The organism is Mesorhizobium sp. WSM4817 (assembly GCF_055811135.1).
Map to the genome: position 1 here is coordinate 20,048 of NZ_JBVVQQ010000028.1, position 23,773 is coordinate 43,820.

The 23,773-nt window shown below is 63.6% G+C and carries 20 protein-coding genes; 14 read left to right on the forward strand and 6 right to left on the reverse strand.

Annotated elements, in window-relative coordinates; all coding sequences use genetic code 11:
• Positions 1-191: 191 nt before the first annotated feature.
• The 4 genes from nhaA to hrpB form a co-directional block, all read right to left on the reverse strand.
• A complete protein-coding gene (gene nhaA / locus AC0L2K_RS28895; RefSeq protein ID WP_287066124.1) occupies positions 192-1,388 on the reverse strand; it encodes a Na+/H+ antiporter NhaA in 1,197 nt (398 codons plus the stop codon).
• A gap of 130 nt (positions 1,389-1,518) precedes the next feature.
• The gene (locus AC0L2K_RS28900; protein ID WP_128168331.1) at positions 1,519-2,082 is read right to left on the reverse strand and encodes an ActR/PrrA/RegA family redox response regulator transcription factor; all 564 of its coding nucleotides are present in this window, start codon (positions 2,080-2,082) and stop codon (positions 1,519-1,521) included.
• 63 nt (positions 2,083-2,145) lie between these two features.
• Entirely contained in the window at positions 2,146-3,471 is a 1,326-nt protein-coding gene (locus AC0L2K_RS28905) for an ActS/PrrB/RegB family redox-sensitive histidine kinase (protein WP_023796718.1), read from the reverse strand.
• Between the two features lie 32 nt (positions 3,472-3,503).
• Positions 3,504-6,119, reverse strand: a complete 2,616-nt coding sequence (hrpB, locus tag AC0L2K_RS28910) for an ATP-dependent helicase HrpB (RefSeq protein ID WP_473533001.1) — start codon at positions 6,117-6,119, stop codon at positions 3,504-3,506.
• Between the two features lie 400 nt (positions 6,120-6,519).
• Between hrpB and AC0L2K_RS28915 the strand changes: the two genes are divergently transcribed.
• From AC0L2K_RS28915 to AC0L2K_RS28980, 14 genes are all read left to right on the forward strand, one after another.
• Complete coding sequence (locus AC0L2K_RS28915; protein WP_473533002.1) at positions 6,520-7,851, forward strand: ABC transporter substrate-binding protein; 1,332 nt, start codon at positions 6,520-6,522, stop codon at positions 7,849-7,851.
• A gap of 126 nt (positions 7,852-7,977) precedes the next feature.
• A complete protein-coding gene (locus tag AC0L2K_RS28920) occupies positions 7,978-8,925 on the forward strand; it encodes a carbohydrate ABC transporter permease (protein WP_128244752.1) in 948 nt (315 codons plus the stop codon).
• Complete coding sequence (locus AC0L2K_RS28925; RefSeq protein ID WP_473533003.1) at positions 8,922-9,872, forward strand: carbohydrate ABC transporter permease; 951 nt, start codon at positions 8,922-8,924, stop codon at positions 9,870-9,872. The genes AC0L2K_RS28920 and AC0L2K_RS28925 overlap by 4 nt, the downstream gene beginning before the upstream one ends.
• On the forward strand, positions 9,869-10,075 hold the full coding sequence (locus AC0L2K_RS28930) for a hypothetical protein (RefSeq protein ID WP_027151572.1): 207 nt from the start codon (positions 9,869-9,871) through the stop codon (positions 10,073-10,075). Before AC0L2K_RS28925 ends, AC0L2K_RS28930 begins: the two co-directional genes overlap by 4 nt.
• 3 nt (positions 10,076-10,078) lie before the next feature.
• Positions 10,079-11,191, forward strand: a complete 1,113-nt coding sequence (locus tag AC0L2K_RS28935) for an ABC transporter ATP-binding protein (RefSeq protein WP_473533004.1) — start codon at positions 10,079-10,081, stop codon at positions 11,189-11,191.
• Entirely contained in the window at positions 11,184-12,203 is a 1,020-nt protein-coding gene (locus AC0L2K_RS28940) for an ABC transporter ATP-binding protein (protein WP_473533005.1), read from the forward strand. The genes AC0L2K_RS28935 and AC0L2K_RS28940 overlap by 8 nt, the downstream gene beginning before the upstream one ends.
• A gap of 83 nt (positions 12,204-12,286) precedes the next feature.
• Positions 12,287-12,889, forward strand: a complete 603-nt coding sequence (gene dhaL, locus AC0L2K_RS28945; RefSeq protein WP_473533024.1) for a dihydroxyacetone kinase subunit DhaL — start codon at positions 12,287-12,289, stop codon at positions 12,887-12,889.
• Entirely contained in the window at positions 12,886-13,275 is a 390-nt protein-coding gene (gene dhaM / locus AC0L2K_RS28950) for a dihydroxyacetone kinase phosphoryl donor subunit DhaM (protein WP_027151568.1), read from the forward strand. Before dhaL ends, dhaM begins: the two co-directional genes overlap by 4 nt.
• A 21-nt stretch (positions 13,276-13,296) precedes the next feature.
• Positions 13,297-13,599 (forward strand): HPr family phosphocarrier protein, encoded by a 303-nt coding sequence (locus tag AC0L2K_RS28955; protein WP_473533006.1) that lies wholly within the window; start codon positions 13,297-13,299, stop codon positions 13,597-13,599.
• Positions 13,583-15,169: a phosphoenolpyruvate--protein phosphotransferase gene (gene ptsP, locus AC0L2K_RS28960; RefSeq protein WP_473533007.1), complete on the forward strand. Its 1,587-nt coding sequence runs from the start codon at positions 13,583-13,585 to the stop codon at positions 15,167-15,169. The genes AC0L2K_RS28955 and ptsP overlap by 17 nt, the downstream gene beginning before the upstream one ends.
• Before the next feature lie 8 nt (positions 15,170-15,177).
• Positions 15,178-15,603 (forward strand): hypothetical protein, encoded by a 426-nt coding sequence (locus AC0L2K_RS28965; RefSeq protein WP_473533008.1) that lies wholly within the window; start codon positions 15,178-15,180, stop codon positions 15,601-15,603.
• Between the two features lie 35 nt (positions 15,604-15,638).
• Complete coding sequence (gene dhaK / locus AC0L2K_RS28970) at positions 15,639-16,625, forward strand: dihydroxyacetone kinase subunit DhaK (protein ID WP_473533009.1); 987 nt, start codon at positions 15,639-15,641, stop codon at positions 16,623-16,625.
• A gap of 197 nt (positions 16,626-16,822) precedes the next feature.
• Entirely contained in the window at positions 16,823-18,730 is a 1,908-nt protein-coding gene (locus AC0L2K_RS28975; RefSeq protein ID WP_473533010.1) for a propionyl-CoA synthetase, read from the forward strand.
• A gap of 134 nt (positions 18,731-18,864) precedes the next feature.
• Positions 18,865-19,947 carry an acyltransferase family protein gene (locus tag AC0L2K_RS28980; protein ID WP_027151563.1) on the forward strand — a complete coding sequence of 361 codons (1,083 nt, stop codon included), beginning with the start codon at positions 18,865-18,867 and terminating at the stop codon, positions 19,945-19,947.
• A gap of 290 nt (positions 19,948-20,237) precedes the next feature.
• On the opposite strand, the gene AC0L2K_RS28985 is transcribed toward AC0L2K_RS28980, so the two are convergent.
• A complete protein-coding gene (locus AC0L2K_RS28985; protein ID WP_473476321.1) occupies positions 20,238-22,619 on the reverse strand; it encodes a polysaccharide biosynthesis tyrosine autokinase in 2,382 nt (793 codons plus the stop codon).
• Between the two features lie 250 nt (positions 22,620-22,869).
• Positions 22,870-23,766 (reverse strand): UTP--glucose-1-phosphate uridylyltransferase, encoded by an 897-nt coding sequence (locus tag AC0L2K_RS28990; RefSeq protein ID WP_128168340.1) that lies wholly within the window; start codon positions 23,764-23,766, stop codon positions 22,870-22,872.
• Between the last annotated feature and the right edge of the window lie 7 nt (positions 23,767-23,773).

Here is a 23,773-nt window from a genome sequence, read left to right on the forward strand (position 1 = left end):
CTGCCACACATCCGCCTGCCGGCACCTTCTCACCGTATAGTGACGGGGAGAAGGGAGCTGGCCGTAACCTTGGCGCACTTTCTGCAACGCTGGAGATTGGCGAAATCCTTTGCGAAGGCGTCTTTCTCCCCGTCACTATACGGGGAGAAATGCTCGGGCATTGCAATGAGGGGCGGCGCGACGTTTGACGGCTACTCTTCCTCTTGGTCCATCCCATTCGCTGCCGGCGCCATCAGCAGCACGGCGGCGCCGAGGATGGCGGCGATGAAGGAGCCGGCGAGGATGCCGACTTTCACCGCGTCCTGGAGCTCGACATTGCTGGCGAAGGCGAGCAGGCCGATGAACAGGCTCATGGTGAAGCCGATGCCGCAGAGCAGCGAAATGCCGACCATGTGCAGCCAGCCGGCATTGACCGGCAGATCGGCGAGGCCGAGCCGGATGGCAAGCGCAGAAGAACCGAACACGCCGACCAGCTTGCCGGCGACGAGGCCGGCGGCGACGCCCAGCGTCAGTGGCTCGACCAGGGTGGCAGCACTGAGGCCGGCGAGCGGGACGCCGGCATTGGCGAAGCCGAAGATCGGGACGACGACGAAGGGCACTATCCTGTGCAGGCCGTGCTCGAGCCGGTGCAGCGGTGAATGGTCTGAATCCTGGCTGATGCCGGGGGTGATTTTCAAAGGTATGGTCAGGGCCAGCGCCACGCCGGCGAGCGTGGCATGGACGCCCGATTTCAGCACAAGCACCCACAGCACGACACCAAACAGGAGATAGGGCAGCAGCGTCAGCACCTTCATGCGGTTGAGCACGATGAGCAGAGCGATGACCGCGAAGGCGGCGCCGAGATAGGCGAGCGACAGGCCGCTCGTATAGAACACCGCGATGATGATAACGGCGCCAAGGTCGTCGATGATGGCGAGCGCGGTAAGAAATACCTTCAGCGACCCTGGCACGCGGCTGCCGAGCAGCGACAGCACGCCGAGCGCAAAGGCGATGTCGGTGGCGGTCGGGATCGCCCAGCCGGACAGGGCGGCTGGATTGTCGCGGTTGATGGCGACATAGACAAGTGCCGGCACCAGCATGCCGCCGGCAGCGGCGATGCCGGGCAGAGCGCGGCGTGGCCAGGTCGAGAGCTGGCCGTCCAGCATCTCGCGCTTGATCTCCAGGCCGACCAGCAGGAAAAACACCGCCATCAGGCCGTCATTGATCCAATGCGATACGCTGAGCGGTCCCAGATAGGCGTGAAGGGCGTCGAAATAGGTTTTGGCCAGCGGCGAATTGGCGACGACCAGCGCCAAGGCCGCGGCTGCCATCAGGACGATGCCGCCTGTCGCCTCGCTGGCCAGGAATTCGCGAAAGGTGGAAGTCGGCCGCGGCTTCTGGTCCTGCATGTCGTCTCCGTCGTGTCGCCTACCAGCCGGCAGGGACAACATCACCCTGTGCGATGATGCGCAACCGCCGATGGCAGGGCAGTTCTTACAGTGCCACGCGACCTTGGCGCGCGCAAAGGACGGTCAGGCGTTAGCGCGGCGCGCGTTTGGCGAGTATCCGCTGCAGCGTGCGGCGATGCATGTTGAGACGGCGGGCCGTCTCGGAGACGTTGCGGTCGCACATTTCGTAGACGCGCTGGATGTGCTCCCAGCGCACGCGATCGGCCGACATCGGGTTTTCAGGCGGTGCGGCGCGTTCGCCCGCAGTGCGGGTAAGAGCCGCGAAAACCTCGTCGGCATCTGCCGGTTTCGACAGATAGTCGATGGCCCCCAGCTTCACCGCCGTAACCGCGGTGGCGATGTTGCCGTATCCGGTGAGAATGACGGTGCGGGCGTCGTCGCGCTTCTCGCGGATGGCGGCAACGACGTCGAGGCCGTTGCCGTCGGCGAGCCGCATGTCGACCACCGCGTAGGCTGGCGGATTGGCGCGCGCCTTGGCCACGGCCTCCTCGACGCTCTCGGCCGTCTCGACCACGAAACCCCTGGTCTCCATGGCGCGGGCAAGGCGCGTGAGGAATGGCCTGTCGTCGTCGACGATCAGCAGCGAGGTGTCCTCGCCCTCAACCATTGCGCCAATCGTTTCGTCGCCATTCATCGTCTTGACATTCCTGCTGCCCGAATTTTACGCAGATATAGTTTTGGAGCGCTATTGTCCAATTCAAGCCGTGTCAAACATGGTGGCCGAAGCCGATTCAGGATTGAGGAAGACGCTGCGCGGCCACGATATCCGCACGACGGCGCCCTCGCCCGGCTCGTTTGAATTGCGGAAATCGAGCGTGGCGCCCGAGCGTTCAAGCAGGGTCTTGGCGATGAACAGCCCCAGTCCGAGGCCGCCGCCGGCCTCGGTGCCCTGGCGTGTCGACATATAGGGCTCGCCGATGCGATCGATGATTTCGGGAGGAAAGCCCGGCCCGTCGTCGGTGATCGAGAAGGTGACCGTTGCCTCGTTCCAGCTCCAGCGCACGGTGACGCTCTTGCGGGCAAAATCGACGGCGTTCTCGACCAGATTGCCGAGGCCGTAGATGACGCCGGGATTGCGCCGTCCCACCGGTTCGGGGCCGATGCGCTCGCCGGGGAGAAGCTTGATCGAGATGCCGAAATCGCGGTGCGGGGCGGTCATCTCCTCGACCAGCGAGGTCAGCGGCAGACGGGAGAGATGCGCCTCGCCCTCGGAGGACAGGCTGGTCAGGCGTTTGAGGATCTCGCGGCAACGCTCGCTCTGCGAGCGCAGCAGCGTCACGTCCTCGCCGTATTTCGGGTCATTGCGGAGCGCCTTCTCCATCTCCTTGGCAACAAGCGTGATGGTGGCGAGCGGCGTGCCGAGCTCATGCGCGGCGGCGGCGGCAAGGCCGTCCAGCGCCGACAAATGCTGTTCGCGCTGCAGCACCAGCTCGGTGGCGGCAAGCGCGTTGGCGAGCAGCCGGGCTTCCTCGGCCACGCGGAAAGCGTAGATCGCGGTGAAGGCGATCGAGGAAAACACCGCCATCCACATGCCAGCGACGTAAATGAACGGCATCTCCAGCGGCGCGCCCTCGTACCAGGGCAGCGGCAGATGGAAGAACACCAGCAGGCTCGCCGTCACCATCACCAGCGCGCCGAGGATGGCGGTCAGGCGCAGCGGCAGCGACGTCGCCGAGATGACCACGGGCACGGTGACCAGCACTGAAAACGGGTTGGTGAGGCCGCCGGTCAGGTAGAGCAGACCGGCAAGCTGCAGGCTGTCGATGGTCAGGATGGCGAAAGCCTGCAGCGGGGTCAGCCGATGCGCCGCCGGATAACGGAAGGTCAGCAACAGGTTCATCCAGGCCGAACAGGCGATCAGCGCGAAGCAGAGACTGACCGGCAGCGGGAATTTCAGCCCGTAGGCAACGACAAGAACCGTCAGACTCTGGCCGACAATGGCAAGCCAGCGCAGCCTGATCAGCGTGTTGAGACGCAGCCGCTGGCTTTGCTGGAAGTCGGGCGCCCGCAGGATGTTTATCATGGCCAAGGATTATAGCCGGAAAAGGAGAAAGGCTAGGTCCCCCGCGGTTTGGCGCGGCTGGTGGCGGTGGCGAGAAGCGGGTTCTCCGGCCAGACATGCCGGGGATAGCGGCCACGCATCTCGGCTCGCACATCGGCCCAGGAGCCGCGCCAGAAACCGGGCAGGTCACGCGTCGTCTGGATCGGTCGGTGCGCCGGTGACAATAGCTCGAGCGTCAGCGGCACCGCGCCGTTGGCGATCGCGGGATGCCAGTCGAGACCGAACAGCTCCTGGACGCGGATCGCCAGCACCGGCCATTCACCGTCATAACGGATCGGCACGCGGCTGCCGGATGGAGGGTCGAAATGGGTCGGCGCCAGCGCCTCGATCCGGCGCTGCAGATCGTGCGGCACCAATGCCATGAGGCCGGTCGAAAGCACGCCCGGATCGATCGCGGCAAAGGACGCCGCGCCGGAAAGGAAGGGCAGCAGCCAGTCGTCGAGCCGGTCGATGAGGGCCGCATCGGAAACATCTGGCCAGGGCGCGCCAAGACCGCGATGCAGCCAGCCGAGCCGTTGGCGCAGCGTTTCGGCCTCCTTGCCCCACGGCAAAAGCGACAGCCCGTGTTGGCGCAGGGCGTCAAGGATGGCGCGATCGGCGGCGATGCCGGCCGGCGCCGGCAGCATGCGTTCGGACAGGGTGATGGCGCCGAGGCGAACGGTTTCACGCACACGCACCGCACGCCTGTCGCGGTCGAAACTGGTTTCGCGGTTTGTCTCGATCTTATCGGCGAGCGAAGCGCGAATGTCGGCTTCGTCTATCGCCGCCGCTGCCGTAATGCGGGCGTTCTGCGCCTTGCCCTGCAGATCGGCGACGACAAGCCAGGTTTCGCCCGCCAGCGGGTCGGCGGCGTCGAGCATGGCGCCTGAACCGTTGGCCAGCACGAAACGGCCGCGCTCTCCGCGCGCCCTGGCGACGCGGTCCGGCCAGGCATGAATGAGGAGAGCGCCGGCGCTGCCCTCCCCCCCGAGGGGAGGGTCGGCGAGTGAGCCTTGCCCAGCAAGGCGAGGGAGACGGGGTGGGGTCGGCGATGGCGTGCCCGACCCAATCCCACCCCGATCCGCTTCGCGGATCGGCATACCGGGGCGAACCACGGGTCTCGCCCGTCCTTCGGTCCCCCTCGAAGGGGAGGGTGAAGCCTGTTTCGCCAGCCGCTCGGCGAGTTGCCGGGCGGCGGTGGCGCGCGGCGATCTTTCGGATCGGAACCGAAGCAGCCGCCGTTCGAGGTCGGCGCCGTCGCCGCCCAGGCCACGCTCGGTGAGCAGCACGGCGAGCATGGCCGCTTCGAACGCCCGGCCGGTGTTTGCCACCTCGGCGACCATGTGAGCCAGCCGCACAGGCAGTGCCAACCTGCGCATCGCAGCACCCGATTGCGTCAGTCGCCCTGCCTCGTCAATGGCGTCGAGCGCACGAAGCAGCGCCCTTGCCTCGCTGAGCGCCGGGGCCGGCGGCGGATCGAGGAAGCAGAGGCTCGACGGGTCGGCGACACCGAAGGCGGCGCAATCGAGCAGAAGTCCGGAAAGGTCCGCCTCGAGGATTTCCGGCGGCGTGAAGGCGGGAAGTGCCGCGGTCTGCTCGGCCCGCCACAACCGGACGGCGACGCCGGGCTGCGTGCGGCCGGCGCGGCCGGCGCGCTGGTCGGCGGAGGCTTTGCTGACCCGCACCGTCTCCAGCCGCGTCAGGCCGCTGGCCGGCTCGTAGCGCGGCAGGCGCGACAAGCCGGAATCGATGACGACGCGCACGCCGTCGATGGTAATCGAGGTCTCGGCGATCGAGGTCGCCAGCACCACCTTGCGGCGGCCGGACGGCGCCGGCTTGATCGCGGCGTCCTGCGCCTTGTTGTCGAGCATGCCATAGAGCGGCACGATGTCGGTGTCGGCACCGACGCGGCCTTGCAGCCGCTCGGCGGTGCGCTCGATCTCGCGCTGGCCGGGCAGAAAGGCGAGCACGCTGCCGCTCTCCTCGGCAAGGGCCGCGCGGATTGCCTTGGCCATCGCGTCCTCGATGGCGATGCCGGCCGGCCGCTCGTCGTAGCGGATGTCGATGGGAAAGGCGCGGCCTTCGCTCTCGATCACCGGGGCGCCGGAAAGCAGCCGAGCGACGCGCGCGCCGTCGAGCGTCGCCGACATGACCAGCAATCGCAAATCGGTCCGCAGCGCACCTTGCACATCGAGCGCCAGCGCCAGACCAAAATCGCCGTCGAGCGAGCGCTCGTGGAACTCGTCGAAGAATACCGCCGAGACACCGGGCAACTCCGGATCGTCGAGGATCATCCGCGACAGCACGCCTTCGGTGACGACAAGGATCCTGGTCCTCGCAGAAGTGCGGTTCTCCATCCGCATGGCATAGCCGACCGTTTCGCCGGGCTCCTCGCCGAGCAGTTCGGCCATGCGGCGGGCGGCAGCGCGGGCAGCGAGCCGGCGCGGCTCGAGCAGAATGATCTTCCCCGTGCCGAGCCAAGCCGCATCGAGCAGCGCCAGCGGCACCAGCGTCGTCTTGCCGGCGCCGGGCGGCGCCACCAGCACGGCACTGTTGGCATGGCCGAGCGCTTCACCGAGCGCCGGCAGGACGGCGGAGACCGGAAGCTCTGGCAAGGGTTTTCTGGTCATTGTTTCAGGGATGCATCCATCCAATCTCGCGGCAGGTCAGTCGCGCCCCGCATATCAGCGGTGGCGGTCGCCGCGCAACCGGGCAACGGACCAACTCAAAGCGAGTCCACCTCCTCGCCATAGTCAAAGGCGGAAGCCACCGACGATGACGCGGCCGGGGAGCGACAGGAAGTCGGGATATTTCCTGATAGAACGGCGCGGCCGGGATCACCGCCCAGATACAAGCAAATTATGCTGCAGCGCAGCGACGAATTCGCTTGCGTTGTTTAGTAAAAATTGCATCACTAAACAAATCACTAAACATCCGCCGCTTAACTGCGTCGTCATGTTTAGACCCCTGAGGAGGGAGTTGAGGTTTTTGAAACCGTCATCCGGCGCGTTTCGCAAATGGGAGGAAGGCATGAAATCGACCTTGAAACTGACGTTGGGACTGACATCGGCGATGTTTGCGTCGACCGCCGTTTCGAATGTCGCGCAGGCTGAAGATCTGACGCTTTGCTGGGCAGCCTGGGACCCGGCCAACGCGCTTGTCGAATTGTCCAAGGATTTCACCAAGGAAACCGGCATCGGCATGAAATTCGAATTCGTGCCGTGGACCAACTATGCCGATCGCTTCCTCAACGAACTGAATTCCAAGGGCAAGCTGTGCGACCTGATCATCGGCGACAGCCAGTGGATCGGCGGCTCGGCCGAGAACGGCCACTACGTCAAGCTGAACGACTTCTTCGACAAGGAGAAGATCAGCATGGACGACTTCGTGCCAGCGACCGTCGTCGGCTACTCCGAATGGCCGAAGAACTCGCCGAATTACTGGGCGCTGCCGGCCATGGGCGACGTCGTCGGCTGGACCTATCGCAAGGACTGGTTCTCCAAGCCGGAACTGCAGAAGGAATTCAAGGAAAAGTACGGCTGGGATCTCGCAGCGCCGACGACCTTCGACCAGTTGAAGCAGATCGCCGAGTTTTTCCAGAAGCGCGAGATCGACGGCAAGACGGTCTATGGCGCATCGATCTATACCGAGCGCGGCTCCGAAGGCATCACCATGGGCGCCATGGACGGGCTCTACAGCTTCGGTTTCAAATATGAGAATCCCGACAAGCCATACGAGATGGACGGCTTCGTCAACTCCGAGAAATCGGTGAAGGGTCTTGAGTTCTACAAGGCGCTCTATGACTGCTGCACGCCTCCCGGGGCTTCCAACAGCTACATGGGCGAAGGCGTCGACGCCTTCAAATCCGGCCAGGTGGCGATGCACATGAACTTCGCCTTTACCTGGCCAGGCCTGCAGAAGGACGAAAATGTCGGCGGCGACAAGATAGGTTATTTCGCCAATCCCAAGGGGCCCGACGGCGATCAATTCGCCCAGCTTGGCGGCCAGGGCATCTCGGTGGTCTCTTACTCCGACAAGCAGGAGGCTGCGCTCAAATACATCAGGTGGTTCGCCAACAAGGATGTTCAGGCCAAATGGTGGTCGCTCGGCGGCTTTTCCTGCCTCAACGCAGTCGTCAAGGATCCAGGCTTCCCAGCCAGCCAGCCTTACGCGCAGACCTTCCTCGACTCCATGGCCATCGTGAAGGATTTTTGGGCAGAGCCCAGCTATGCGCCGCTGCTGCAGGCGTCGCAGAAGCGGTTCCATGATTATGTCGTCGCCGGCCAGGGTTCGGCCAAGGATGCACTTGATGGCCTGGTCAAGGACTGGACCGAGGTCTTCCAGGACGACGGCAAGATGTAGTTGGGGCAAGACCTAACCGGCTCCTCCCGAGCCACGACCGCGTGTCCCGTGCCACCCTTGGCACGGGACACAGTTCAGATAAATTCCACTGTCGAGACGACCCAAGTGACCGAAGCGGGACTGACCATGCTCAATCGGACTGCGGACAGCGTCGCCCGGGCTACGCCTGAGCCGTTGGCCCGCAAGGTCCGAGGCATCAGCGACAAGGGCCTCGCCTGGCTGTTCATCTCGCCGACGATCCTGTTGCTGCTCGCCGTCAACATCTTCCCGCTGTTCTGGGCGATCTATCTGTCCTTCACCAATTACCGCGCCAACCGTCCCAACGAGGTGGTCAGGAACGTCGGCCTTGCCAACTACAAGCGCATCCTCGGCGACCAGGACATCTGGATCGCCATGCAGACGACGGCGCATTTCGTATTCTGGACCATCCTGCTGCAAACGCTGATCGGTTTTACCCTGGCCTGGCTGATCGATCGGAAGTTTCGCGGCCACGCCTTCTGGACGACCATCATTCTGGTGCCGATGATGCTGTCGCCGGCAGTGGTCGGCAATTTCTGGCGCTTCCTCTACGAGCCGCAGATCGGGCTGTTCGCCTATGCCATCTCGTTCGCCACCGGCATTCCGGCAACGCAGATCGGCATGCTCTCCAACGTGTCGCTGGCGCCGTGGTCGATCGTCATCGTCGACACCTGGATGTGGACGCCTTACGTGATGCTGATCTGTCTCGCCGGCCTGCGCTCGATCCCCGAATACATCTATGAGGCTGCCGAGGTCGACCGCGCCTCCAACTGGCGGCAGTTCTGGTCGATCACGCTGCCGATGGCGCTGCCCTTCATCATGCTGGCGGTACTGTTCCGCGGCATCGAGAACTTCAAGATGTTCGACATGGTCAACCTCCTGACCGGCGGCGGACCGGGATCGACCACCGAGGTCGCCTCGATCACGCTGAAGCGGCAGGCCTTCGAAAGCTGGCGGACCGGCTATTCCTCGGCCTTCGCCATAATCCTGTTCGTTGCGGTGTTCGGGCTGGCCAACATCTATGTCAAGGCGCTCAACAAGGTGAAGCAGAGATGAGCCTGACGTCAGCCCATTCTGTTGTCGCACCCTCCGCGATTTCGAAGCGCGTCGCCGGCACGATCATCGTGCTTTACGCGCTGATCTCGATCGTGCCGCTGTTGTGGATCTTCGCCACCAGCTTCAAGACGCCGCCGGACTCGATCGCCTATCCGCCAAAAATCCTGTTCCAGCCGAGCCTCGAGGGCTACTGCAATCTGTTCTCGACCCGCACCCGGCAGACACCGGAATACATCAACGCGCTGGGACCGGCGACGGGCATCTGCGATGAGACAGTGCGCAAGCGCAACATGGTGATCGCCGGCCCGTCCAATTTCATGCCGCGCTTCGTCAATTCGCTGATCATCGCCTTCGGCTCGACCTTTTGGGCGGTGTTCCTCGGCACATTGTCGGCCTATGGCTTCTCGCGCTTCAAGGTGCCGCTGGCCGACGACCTGCTGTTCTTCATCCTGTCGACGCGCATGATGCCGCCGATCGCGGTCGCTATTCCCATCTACCTGATGTATCGCGAGATTGGCCTGTCGGACACCGCGCTCGGCATGATCCTGCTCTATACGGCGGTCAATGTGTCGCTCGCCGTGTGGTTGCTGAAGGGCTTCATCGACGAGATCCCGCGCGAGTACGAAGAAGCGGCGATGATCGACGGATATACGCGGCTGCAGGCCTTCTGGCGCACCGTGCTGCCGCAGGCGACCACCGGCATTGCCGCGACCGCCATCTTCTGCCTGATCTTCGCCTGGAACGAATATGCCTTCGCCGCACTGCTGACCTCGGGCACGGCGCAGACCGCACCGCCCTTCATCCCGACCATCATCGGCGAAGGCGGCCAGGACTGGCCGGCGGTCGCCGCGGGCACGACGATCTTCCTGGTGCCGATCCTGGTGTTCACCATCCTGCTTCGCAAGCAGTTGCTGCGCGGCATCACTTTCGGCGCGGTGCGCAAATGAGCATGACCCAACCCGCAAAACGCAAGTCGCGCTGGCCGGTCTGGGCGAGGCGCGGATTGATGGAGAATATCGCCACGGTAATCATTGCCATTGGCTTCCTGATGCTGTTCCAGCCCTTCGCGCTGTCGCTCTACACTTATTCGTTCATCACCATGCTGGCCGGCACGGCGATGTTCATCATCGTCTCGAAGTTTCCGGAGTAGACGATGGCGGAGATCAGGGTCGAGCATCTGAGGAAGGCATTCGGCGATTTCGTCGCCGTGCAGGATTCCAACTTCGTCGTTAGAGATGGAGAGTTCTTCGTCATGCTGGGGCCGTCGGGTTGCGGCAAGACGACGACGCTGCGCATGATCGCCGGCCTGGAATTGCCGACCGGCGGCAAGATCCTGCTCGGTGGCGAGGACGTTACCATGCGGCGTGCCCGCGAGCGCGACATCGCCTTCGTCTTCCAGCTGTTCGCGCTCTATCCGCATATGAACGTGCGCAAGAACATCGGCTTCCCGCTGCTGGCGCAGGGCACGCCAGGCATCGAAATCCGCCGGCGCGTCGAAGAGACGGCGAAGCTGTTGCGCATCGACCATCTGCTCAACAAATCGGTCTCCGGTCTTGCCGGCGGCGATCGCCAGCGCGTGGCACTCGGCCGCGCCATCGTGCGGCGGCCAAAATGCTTCCTGATGGACGAGCCGCTCGGCACGCTCGACACCGAATTCCGCGATCTCATGGTGCATGAACTGCGCGAACTGCACAACCGCATCCACGCCACCACGGTCTATGTCACGCATGACCAGATGGAAGCGATGTCGATGGCCGACAAGATCGCGGTTATGAACCACGGCGTAATCGAACAGTTCGGCACGCCGCGCGAAATCTATGACCGGCCGGCGACCATGTTCGTCGCCGATTTCATCGGCTCGCCGCCGATGAATTTTCTCGGGTTCGGCGGCGGGCTTTCAAAGGGCGCCAGGGAGATTTTGGTGCAAGGCGCCAAAGTGGCAGTGCCGGAGGTGCGCGAGGACATCGCGCCGGCCGACATGGCGCTCGGCATCCGACCGGAACACATCCGCTTCGACGACGCTTCGGAGCTGCGCGGCGCCATCTATGGCACCGAGTATCTCGGCACCACGCAGATCGTTGCGGTGGAGACATCCGGCGGCATCATCAAGGCGCGGGTGCCGGCCGAAATCCGGCTCAATGCGGGCGACCATGTCGGCCTGGCGCTGAGCAGCGCACGGCTGTCGCTGTTCGAGAAGGGCTCCGGCCGCGCGGTGCGAACCGCAATCCATGACGGGGCTTCCCAGGGAAGAGCGCATCGTGGCTGACGTGCAGATCAAAGCCGTGACCAAGAGCTTCGGCGAGCATGTCGCGGTGGACACCCTCGATCTGCACGTTTCCGATGGCGAATTCGTCGTGCTGCTCGGCCCGACCGGCGCCGGCAAGACGACGACGCTGCGGCTGATCGCCGGATTGGAACGGCCCGACACGGGCTCGATCCATATCGGCGGCCGCGATGCGACAATGTTGTCGCCGGCCGAGCGCGACACGGCCTTCGTCTTCCAGCAATATTCGCTTTATCCGCATCTGTCGGTCTTCGACAATCTGGCCTTTCCGCTGCGCTCGCCTGCGCGGCGACTGAGCGAGGACGCAGTGCGCCGCCGCGTCGAGGATGTGGCCAAGATGGTGCGTATCCACCACAAGCTGAACAACCGCTCCACCAAACTTTCCGGCGGCGAGATGCAGCGCGTCGCCATCGGGCGCGCGTTGGTGCGCAAGCCCTCGATCTATCTGATGGACGAGCCGCTGTCGTCGCTCGATGCCAAGCTGCGCGCCGATCTCCGGCTCGAACTGAAGCGCATCCAGGCCGAGGTCGGCGCCACCATGCTTTATGTCACGCACGACCAGATCGAAGCGATGACGATGGCCGATCGCATCGGCATTCTTACCGACGGCGTGCTGGCGCAGATCGGCACGCCGCGCACCATCTACTCGGAGCCGGCAAACCTTCATGTCGCCGCAAGGCTCGGCCAGCCGGCGATCAATCTGTTGCCGACCGGCCTGCTGCCGGATGGCGACATGCCGGCGGGAACCAAAACGATCGGCGCGCGTACAGAACATCTGTCGATCGGCAAGGCATCGAATGGCCCCGCCGACGGCGTTGTTAACTGGGTCGAGCATCTGGGCGACCAGAACCACCTGCATGTGACGGTGGGAAGCAGAAAGCTGGTGACGCTGACCGATCCCGACATCCAATTGGAAAAGGGCGACCGGGTGATTATCCGCTACCGGGCGCCGCTGTTCTTCGACCAGGCCGGAAACAGGATTGCAAACCGATGAGCCCTTGGACACTGGAAAAGAACGGGACACTGGAAAAGAGCGGGACGCTGGAAAAGACTGCGACACTAGACAAGACCGGGACGATGGACAAGCTTGACCTGAAGACGCTGATATCCGTCACCGCCGACACGATTGCCGCTCACGCCGAAGAGCTGACCAGGCTCGACCAGGCGATTGGCGACGGCGACCATGGGCTGAACATGAAGCGCGGCTTCGAGGCGGTGCGCGCCGAGGCCGACACGTTCGCGACAAAGCCGCTGCCGGACGCTCTGAAGGCGATCGGCACCAAGCTGGTAATGACCGTCGGCGGGGCTTCGGGCCCCTTGTTCGGGACGCTGTTCATGGCGCTCGGCAAGGAAATTTCCGTAGAGCCGGATCGCGCCAACCTGATGGCAGCGTTCGGCAAGGCGATCGAGGCGGTGGCAGCCAGGGGCAAGTCGCAGGTCGGGCAGAAGACCATGCTCGACGTGCTGCAACCGGTGCATGACGCCCTGCTGCAGGGAAAGACCGGATCGGAAATCGCCGATGTCGCGGACAGTGCTGCCGATGCCACCGTGCCGATGAAGGCCTTGCGCGGGCGCGCCTCGTTTCTCGGCGACCGCTCCATCGGCCATATGGATGCCGGGGCACGCTCGACCGCGCTTCTGGTGCGGGCTGTCACCGAGACCATCGAGGGGCAAGCATGAGCAATGTCGGCATCGTCATCGTATCGCATTCACCGCTGGTCGCCGAGGGCACGGCCGACATGGTGCGCCAGATGGTCGGCGACGAAGTGCCGCTTGCATGGTGCGGCGGAAACGGCCATGGCGGGCTGGGAACCAATGTCGAGGCGATCATGGGCGCGATCGACAAGGCCTGGTCGGAGGCAGGTGTCGCTATACTTGTCGATCTTGGCGGCGCCGAAACCAACAGCGAGATGGCGGTCGAGATGATCGGCGAGCCGCGCGCGCACAAGATCATCGTCTGCAACGCACCGATCGTCGAGGGCGCGGTGATGGCGGCGACGGAGGCGTCCGGCGGCGCCTCGCTCAGGGAAGTGGTGGCGACGGCACACGAATTGTCGCCATCGTGAATGAACAGGAATTTTGACTCAATGTCCGCATCCGCAGAAGCCACCGTTCTGATCACCCATGAGGTCGGCCTGCATGCGCGCCCTTCGGTGAAATTCACCAAGCTCGCCAAGACGTTTTCGGCCGAAGTCGAAGTTGCGCTCGCCGCCAACGGTCCTTGGTTCGACGCCAAGAGCATCGTCAAGGTGATGGCGGCCAAGGCGCCGAAAGGCACGTTGCTGCATATCAGAGCCAAGGGCGACGGTGCCGGCGAGGCGGTCGGCGCGCTCGTCGAGCTGGTGCGGCGCGACTTCGACGAGGGCGTGGACCATGCCCGAACCGCTTAAGCTAAAGGGGATCCCGGCTTCGGCCGGCTATGCCGAAGGGCCGCTGTTCAACCTCGACCCGGTCGTCGCGCGCTATAGAAGTAAAGCGACCGCAGCTGACGAGAGGCTCGCGCTCGAAACGGCAATCGGCACAGCGACAGGCCGGCTTGCCAAGCTGATCCAGGCAACCGAGGGCGATGCCGCCGACATTCTCGAATTCCAGCTCGCCATGCTGGAGGACGATGCGCTGACCGGCCCGGCCTTTGCCGCGATTGCCGCCGGCCAGCCGGCCGATGCGGCATGGCGGCAGGCGCTTGACGCCGAAATTGTCGGCTACGAAACGTCGGACCAGGATTATTTCCGGGCACGCGCCGCCGACATGCGCGACATCAGAGACCAGGTGCTTCGCGCGCTGACCGCGGACAGCGCGGCTGCCGCGCCGACAGGCGCCATCTTCTACGGCGAGGACATCGCGCCGACGCGCTTTCTCGAAACCGACTGGAGCGCCGGCGGCGGCATTGCGCTGAAAGCGGGCAGTACCGCCAGCCACGTCGCCATGCTGGCGCGCTCGCGCGGCGTGCCTATGATCGTGGGGCTCGGTGCTTCGCCGGCTGATCTTGCCGGCGTCGCCCTGCTCGATGCCGAGCACGGCGGCATCGTGTTGAGGCCAACAAGGGCAGAGGTCGAGGCGTTCCGGCAATCGTCGTCGTCTTTCGCGGCACGTCGCGACAGGGCGGAAACTTTTTTGGCTCGGCCGGCGCTGACGAAAGCCGGCACTGCGGTGCGGGTGCAGGTCAACATCGCCGATCCGTCCGATGTCGACGGTATCGATGTCTCGACCTGCGATGGCGTCGGGCTGATGCGGACCGAGTTCCTGTTCGGCAAGACGCTGCCGGACGAGGAATCGCAGTATCGCGCCTACCGCAAGGTGCTCGAATGGGCCGGCGACAGACCGGTGACCATCCGCACCATCGACGCCGGCGGCGACAAGCCGGTGCCGGGTTTCACCGTCGAGGAGGGTAATCCGTTTCTCGGCCTGCGCGGCATCAGGCTATCGCTGGCGAGACCGGAGGTTTTTCGGGTGCAGATCAGGGCGCTGCTGCGCGCCGCCTTGCATGGCAATCTCAAGGTGATGTTCCCGATGGTCGCCGTGTGGGACGAGTATCAGCGAGCAGCCGCGCTCTTCGCCGAAGAGCAGGCCGCGCTTGCGGCGCGCGGCGTCGCGCAAAAAATGCCGCCGCTCGGCATCATGGTCGAGGTGCCGTCGGTGGCGATCGCTCCTGAGGCGTTTGCCGAGGTCGCCTTCTTCTCGATCGGCTCGAACGACCTGACCCAGTATGTGATGGCGGCGGCGCGCGACAACGCGTCGGTTGCGCATCTCAATTCGATCAGGCATCCGGCCGTGCTTCGGCTGATCGCCTCGGTTGCGGCGTTCGGCCGCGCGCAAAAGATTCCGGTCAGCCTGTGCGGCGACGCCGGCGGCGATCCGGCGGCGATCCCGGCGCTGATCGAGGCCGGCCTGCGCGACCTTTCCGTGGTTCCCGCCCAGCTCGCAATGGCCAAGGCGGCCATTGCGGACGTCTCGATCTAGGCACCGGCATGGCCGACAAGACACCTGAAGCCGGCTCCGAAGAGGCGATCCGCGCCTATAAGACGATCCTGTCGCAGGTCCTCGACCAGCGCCCGTCCGGCATGCGCCAGCGCCTCGCCGACGCCTTGGGCAAGCATCGCAGCTTCGTCACCCAGATTTCCAGTCCGGCCTACTCGATCCCGATCCCGTCAAAACATTTGCCGGCTATTTTCGCCGTCTGCCATTTCAGCCCGGCCGAACGCGACCATTTTCTTGCCGCCTACCATCAGGCGCATCCGGGAAAAATGTCGCTGGCGCCCGGCATGCGCAAGACGCGGCATGTTTCGCTGATCGTTCCCGATTTCGGCGACGACAAACAGAACGCGGCGCTCGACAGGGCGGTCAACGATTTCATCCAGAAGATCACCAGCATCGCCGGCAAGGGCGGGACATAGTCGCGCCACGTTCAGCTATTTCGGGAGAGACGGCCATGAAGAAGTTTCTGAATTCTGTGGACACGGTGCTGACCGAAAGCCTCGACGGCTTCGTTGCCGCCCATGCCGACATCCTTGTGCTTGGCGACGAGCATAAATTCGTGCGCCGCAGGACACTCAAACCCGGCAAGGTAGCGCTGATTTCCGGGGGCGGCTCTGGCCACGAGCCGCTGCATGGCGGGCTGGTCGGGCATGGCATGCTGGATGCCGCCTGCCCCGGCCAGGTGTTCACCTCGCCGACGCCGGACCAGATGATGGCGGCCGCGGAGGCGGTCGACACCGGCGCCGGCTGCCTGTTCATCGTCAAGAACTACGAGGGCGACGTGATGAATTTCGAGATGGCTGCCGAAATGTCGGAGGGCGTGATGCAAGTAGTGACCAATGACGACGTCGCGGTCGAGAACTCCTCCTACACCACTGGCCGACGCGGCGTTGCCGGCACGCTGGTGGTCGAGAAAATCCTCGGCGCCGCGGCCGAGCAAGGCATGGCACTGAAGCCGTTGAAGGCGCTCGGCGAGCGCGTGAATGGCGCAACGCGCTCTATGGGCGTTGCGCTGACCAGTTGCACCGTGCCGGCCGCCGGCAAGCCGACCTTCGATATCGGCGACGGCGAGATGGAATTCGGCGTCGGCATCCATGGCGAACCCGGGCGCCGCCGCGACGCGTTGAAGAGCGCCGACGCCATCGTCGAGGAGATCTGCGCGGCTATATCTGGCGATCTGGGTGACCAGGCAAAAGGTCCGGCGCTGCTTTTCGTCAACGGCTTCGGCGGCACGCCGCTGATGGAGCTCTACCTGATGTACAACAGCGCCCGGAAAATCTTCGAGAAAAACGGCGTGACGGTCGCCCGTTCGCTGGTCGGGTCCTATGTGACATCGCTCGACATGGCCGGCTGCTCGATCACGCTGACCATGCTTGACGACGAGACGACCGCATTGTGGGACGCACCGGTGCATACGGCTGCGCTGCGCCGGGGGATGTAGCACGGCCAACACCGCGCCACGGCTATAAGAACAGTATTAAGCAAGCAGGCGCTTTCTACGACCTGGCCGGTTGCGGCGATAAAGCGGCGGTCACGTCCATTTCGACCAAAGCGAGGTCGCCAAGACGAATTTGCACGTGCTTGCAAAAACAGCATACGCTATTTCCAAGGACAGAAACATTCCTGGGAGAAAGCTGGATGGCGTCACGCTACCACGAGGTCTATGACGGCTGGAAACGCGATCCGGAAAAATTCTGGGCGGATGCGGCCAAGGCCATCGACTGGTTCTCGCCGTTCGACACGGTCTTCGATGCGAATGCCGGCGTCTATGGGCGCTGGTTTGGCGGCGCCTCCTGCAACACCTGCTTCAACGCCGTCGACCGCCACGTGGCGGGTGGCCGCGCCGATCAGATCGCGCTGATCCATGACAGCGCGATTTCCGGCACGGTCAGGAAATTCACCTATGCCGAATTGAAACGCGAGGTGGTCGCGCTGACGTCGGTGCTGAAGAACCGCGGCGTCCAAAAAGGCGATCGGGTCATCATCTACATGCCGATGGTGGCGGAAGCTGCGTTTGCCATGCTTGCCTGCGCCCGTATCGGCGCCGTGCATTCGGTCGTCTTCGGCGGCTTTGCTTCGCACGAGCTCGCCACGCGCATCGACGACGCCAGGCCGAAGCTGATCATTTCCGCCTCTTGCGGCCTGGAGCCCGGGCGCGTCGTCGCCTACAAGCCGCTGCTCGACAAGGCGATCGAGATGTCGCGGCACAACCCCGAAGCCTGCCTCATCCTGCAGCGCGATCAGCTGCGCTGCCAGCTAAAGGAGAACCACGACATCGACTATGCCGACGCCGTCGCCCGCGAGCGGGCCGCGGGCGCCAATGTCGACTGCGTTCCGGTGCTCGCCACCGATCCGCTCTACATCATCTACACGTCCGGAACGACCGGCCAGCCCAAGGGCATCGTGCGCGACAATGGCGGCCACATGGTTGCGCTGAAATGGTCGATGACGAACGAGTTCGGCGTCAAGCCGGGCGAGGTGTTCTGGGCGGCTTCCGACGTCGGCTGGGTGGTCGGCCATTCCTACATCGTCTACGGCCCGCTGCTGCATGGCTGCACGACCGTCCTGTTCGAGGGGAAGCCGGTCGGCACGCCCGACGCCGGAACCTACTGGCGGGTGATATCAGAGCATGGCGTGGTCGCGCTGTTCACCGCGCCGACCGCATTCCGCGCCATCAAGGGACAGGACCCCAAGGGCGAATTCGTCCCGAAATACGACCTGTCGAAATTCCGCACGCTGTTCCTCGCCGGCGAGCGCGCCGATCCGGAAACCATCAAATGGGCGGAGCAGAAATTGAACGTGCCGGTAATCGACCATTGGTGGCAGACCGAGACGGGCTCGCCGATGACGATCAACCCAGCCGGATTAGGGCTACTGCCGGTGAAATACGGCTCGCCCGGGGTGCCGATGCCCGGCTACGACATCCGTGTGCTCGACGATGCCGGCCACGAAGTGCCGCGCGGCACGTTGGGCAATGTCGTGGTCAAGCTGCCGCTGCCGGCCGGCTGCCTGCCGACGCTGTGGAATGCCGATGACCGGTTTCGCCAAGCCTATCTCGAGGAATTCCCCGGCTTCTACAAGACGGCGGATGCCGGCCTGATGGACGAGGACGGCTATTTGTTTGTGATGGCCCGCACCGACGACATCATCAATGTCGCCGGCCACCGGCTGTCGACCGGCGCCATGGAGGAGGTGCTGGCCGCGCATCCGGACGTTGCCGAGTGCGCTGTCGTCGGCGTCGCAGATGCGATGAAGGGCCAGGTTCCGCTCGGCTTCGTCGTGCTGAATGCTGGTGTCACGCGTGACAGCGCCACTATTGAGACCGAGGTGGTCACGCTGGTGCGCGAGCGGATCGGCCCGGTCGCCGCCTTCAAGACGGTGGTCACGATCAAGCGCCTGCCCAAGACGCGCTCCGGCAAAATCCTGCGCGGCACCATGCAGAAGATTGCCGACAAGGAAGACTGGACAATGCCGGCGACCATCGACGATCCGGTCATTCTCGACGAAATCACCGCAGCGCTGAAGGGACGCGGAATCGGGCTTTAGCTGCTTTCGGAGCGCGGCAGGCGGATCGCGGCTTCGGACGAATTCACGAATTCATCCTGCACTGCAATCGTCTGTTGTGCAATGCAGCAATAGCCCTTAAACCTTTGCGTGGGGGGCCATTCCGAAGGCACGGCATGGCTCAGCAAAAAACAACATTCGGCGGCGTCGACATCCTGCGTTTTGTCGCCGCTGTCCTCGTGATGGTCTACCACTACGGCTTCTGGGTGTGGGCGTTCCCCGAGGGCGTTTCGGCGCGTGCGACGGGCGGCATCCCGCCGCATCCGGAAATAGGCGGACTGGTCCAATTCGGATGGGTCGGCGTCCAGATATTCTTCGTCATCAGCGGCTTCGTCATCGCCTTCAGCGCCGAGCATTCCACACCGCTGCGGTTTTTCGAGGCAAGGGTGAAACGATTGGCGCCGGCCGTCTGGATCTGTGCGCCGGTCACCGCGATGGTGCTGCTTCTCGTCGATCTCAGTTGGCCGACGGACGCAGTCACCACGCTCATACGCACCGCCCTGTTCGTTCCGTTCAACCCCTGGGTCGACAGCGTCTACTGGACGCTTGGCATCGAGATCGCCTTTTACGCCATCGTCTGGATTCTGCTGCGGCTCGGCCGCTTCGACCTGATGGAAGCGGTGGCAGTTGCGCTCGGCGCTATCAGCACGCTTTTCTGGTGCCTGTACTATCCATTCGACTGGACGGACCTTGCCGAGGCGCGCTGGCTCGACCTGCTCCTGGTGCATCACGGATGTTTTTTCGCGACAGGTGTGCTGTTCTGGCTGATGCGTTTCAAGGCAGTCACGCCCGCCCGCCTTGTCTTCTGCGCCTTGTTCCTGGCCGGCGGCGTGCTGCAGATCATAAGTGCTGTCGACGTCCGCAGCATCAAGGTCGAAGCCGCGATGCCCTACGGGCCGCCGATCGTCCTGTTCCTCGCTGCCATGGCGCTGATGGCGTGGTCGTTACGGCTCGACCTGTCCTGGCGCGGCTGGCGCCGGATCGGCCTGATGACCTACCCTCTCTATCTGATCCATAATGTCGTCGGCGCAGCCATTCTCGGAGCCTTGATGCGTGCGGGAGTGCCATACCTGCTTTCGGTGGTCATCGTCGGGGCGACCATGATCGCCGCGAGCTGGCTGATTGCGATCGAGGCCGAACCGCGCATCCGGCTTCTGCTCGACCACACCATCTTCCGCTACCGTCTCAAGGCGGCGTAACGCGCCAGCGTTGTCACGCCGGTTCCTGGCTGCAAACGTCCTACGGTGGAATGTTCGGCATAAAGGAGGGTGCGGACGCTTTGCGCGACCCGTCGCGGCTCGGCGACCTGATCAAGAGAGGAAATCGACCGGCATCCTAAGGAACGTCATTCGCCATCGACCCTACCGGCTAGTGCACAGGCTGCCGGTCATGGTCTGTTCGAGGGGCATTCGTCTTCGCTCACGACGGCCTCGGCCCGGTATCGGCCTGACGGCGGAAGACGACGATGTGCCGGTCCTACAGACCGGCCTCAGCTGTTCACCTTCGTCCGCGCTTCCGACTTCTCCAGATAGTATGACGAATATCTGTCGAAGAATTTTTCCGAGCCGCCGATCGATCCATACTTCGCCAGCTTCTTCAAATCGACCTTGTTGAGGACCACGCCGACGATCTTGTTGGCGATATAGGATTCCGAACTCAATATGGATTGCACCATCGCACGCGGCGTGCGCCCCCACTCGGTCACGAGCACGAAGCCGTCGGCAAGCGGAGCAAAGGCCTTGGCATCGACCACGGGGCCGAGCGGCGGCAGATCGACGACGATGTACTGGAAGGTCTCCTTGGCATTGTCGATGAAACGCCGCATCCCGGCCGACGACAGAAGCTCGCTTGTGTGCGAGAAATGACCGCGCGGCACGGCGGGGACGATCGCCAGCTTGGTCTGCCGGTCGATTTTGCCAACGGACTGCCAGGTCTGCCCGCTCACCACCGCTTCCATCAGGCCTTGCTCGGCCTCCATGCCAAGGCTGCGGCTGAGGCCGGGGTTACGCAGGTCGCCGTCCACCAGCAGCGTTTTCGACCCGTTGGCGGCAAGCAATCCGGCCAGATTCGCCGCCACGGTCGACTTGCCCTCGCCGGGAAGGACCGAGATCACGCCAATGACCCGGCTGCCTTGCCCTTCCATCACCACGTCGAAGGCAATCTTGGCGCTGCGCAGCGTCTCGGAAAACATCGATGCCGGGGCGTCGATGCTCACCCGCATGCGCGCGCGTCTTTCAGCCGCCGACGGTGAGTGGGCGGTTTTGATATCCGCCTGACCGTCATCGCGCTTATCGTCCTTGGCGACCTTGCTGCCAATGATCGGCAGGTAGCCGAGGAATTTGAGGCCGACGCGATCGCGAACGTCTTCGCCGGTCCTGAAGAACCGTTCCCTGAACTCATTCAGGCCACCAACCCCGGCTCCCAACATCACGCCAAGCACGAGCGAAAGTCCCAGCACTATGGACGTGCGCGGGGTTGCCGCGGACTTCGGCAGCGTCGCGTCCGAGATGACGCGGATCTTGCCGACCGGGAAGGATTGCTGCTGGGAGGCTTCCTCGTAGCGTCCAAGGAACGTTTGATAGAGCGTCGAGAGCGCCGTTGCCTTCTGCTCCAGTTCGCGCAGCTTGACCTGCGACTGGTTGTCGATGGAACTCTTGCCAGCCGCTAACGCGACATTTGCACGGAGCGCCGTCTCGCGCGCGAGAGCGACTTCGTATTCGTTGCGGTAGCTTTCGGTCAATTGCTTCAACTCGCCGAATATCTGCGCCGATATGTCGGCCCTTTCCTTGGCAAGTGCGACCGCCTGGGGATGCTCAGCCCCGAAATTGGCTTCGATATCCTGCTGCCGCTTGGCGACAGTGAGATAGCGGGTCTTGAGTGTTGAAATGATCGAGTTGCTCGGCTGGTCGGCGGATATCGCGGCGTCCCTGAATGCGTTGTCCGAACCGCTTTCGACGATCGACTTGTATTGCTGGTAGCGGGCGCTGGCGCGGGCGGTATCGGCCTGCGCCTCAATGAGCTGGCCATTGAGGTCCGACAGTTGCTTGTCACTGATCAACTGGCCGTCATCGACGGCCAGCCCATGTTCGGCCCTGAACTTCTCGACGGCGAGCGCCGCTGCCTGGGAACTTTCGCGAAGCTCCGTCAGCCGACCTTGCAGCCAGACCGCCGCCCGCTCGGTCGCATCGAAGCTCGCATCGAGCTGATCGGCGAGATAGGCGTCGGCATAGGCTTTGGTGACCGCGGTCGCAAGTGCGGGGTCCGTCGCCTGGTAGGCGATGGAGATCACATAGCTTCGACCGATGCGCTCGGCTTGCACCTCGTCCTGCAGTTTGAGGATTGCGTAATCGCGCCGTGACGAGGCAATCATCGCGTCACGCGTCGCCGGGTCAAGCTGAGTAACGTCGGCCGTACCCACGGCGGGATTGGGACGGAAATACCGGACCACGCCGCGCACAAAACCGGCAGCCTTCGACACGGCCGACGTCGGAGGGTCCATGAAAGCGTCGTTCTGATCGAGTTTCTGCTTGTCGACGACTACCGCCGCCAGTCTCGCCGAGTGGAGTATTTCGATCTGGCTCAGAATGGCGGAGTCGGTCTGCATGCTGACCGACGCCGCCGAGACCTCGTCGACGACCTTGTTCAACCCTTCGTCGATCAGCACACGGCTCGTCGCCATGTAGGTGGGAGGCGTGGTCTGCAAATAGAGCACGCCCAGAAAAAGACCGATGGCAGCGCATGCCGCAACCACCTTTGCCTGCCTTGCTGCCATGCCGAGCAGGCGCTCGACATCGATAAAATCGTCGGCGCTGACTGGGTCCGAACTCGGCAATGGTTTCCTCTTGTCGAGAGGAAAATTGGCATAATTCATCTTCGGTCCAATTCAAGTTTGCATCTAGAGCGGCGGTCTCTCAAGTCGAACGCGCCGCCGCTCTATTTTTGTTTGAGCCTCGGAAACCCTGTCTCCACTCGGGTCCGCTGCTCTCGTTTGCAGGCGCTAGAGCGGGAGCATCAGCATATGCCCAACGCAAGCTTCATGCCAGCCACCGCGAGACCTGGGCAGTCAAACATATCGGCATGTCTTGCGTACCATTCATATGCTTGCTCCCAAAAAATGGGCTTTATGCGGCCTCCACCCGGCGCTCATGCAACCGGACGAACTCCTGAAGCATCTCGAAGATCGGTCCCTTCATGTCGTCGCGCGCCAGCGCGAAGGCGACATTGGCCTGGATGAACCCTTCCTTCGAGCCACAATCGAACATCCGGCCGTTGAAGGGCTGCGCGAAGAAAGCCTGGCTTTGCGCAAGGCGGACCATGGCGTCGGTCAGTTGGATCTCATTGCCGGCGCCGCGCTGCTGATTGCCGAGCAGCCCGAATATTTCAGGCTGCAGGATATAGCGGCCGTTGATGTAGTAGTTCGACGGCGCATTCGCCGGAGCCGGCTTTTCGACCATGGCGGTGACCTCGAAGCCCGAGCCGACATCGGCGCCGCAGCCGACGATGCCGTATTTGCTGGTCTCGGCCGGGTCGCAGCGCTCGACGGCGATGACGTTTCCGCCGGTCTGCGCATAGAGGTCCGCAATTTCAGCGAGACATCCGCGACCGCCGAAGGACACCATGTCCGGTAACAGCAATGCGAAGGGCTCATCGCCGATGACTTCCCGGGCGCACCATACCGCATGGCCGAGACCTTGCGGTGACTGTTGCCGGATGAAGCTCGTCGCACCAGCCACGGGAAGCAGGCTTTCCAACGCCTGAAGCTGCGCCGTCTTGCCGGTCTGCTCCAAAGTTCCGATCAATTCTGGATGCAGGTCGAAATAATCCTCGATGACCGCCTTGTTTCGGCCCGTCACGAAGACAATGTGCTCGATGCCGGCTTCGAACGCCTCGTCCACCGCATATTGCACGACAGGCCTGTCGACGACCGGCAGCATTTCCTTCGGCATCGACTTGGTCGCCGGCAGGAATCGCGTTCCAAGCCCCGCTACCGGTATGACTGCCTTCCTGACTTTCTTCATTGCATAT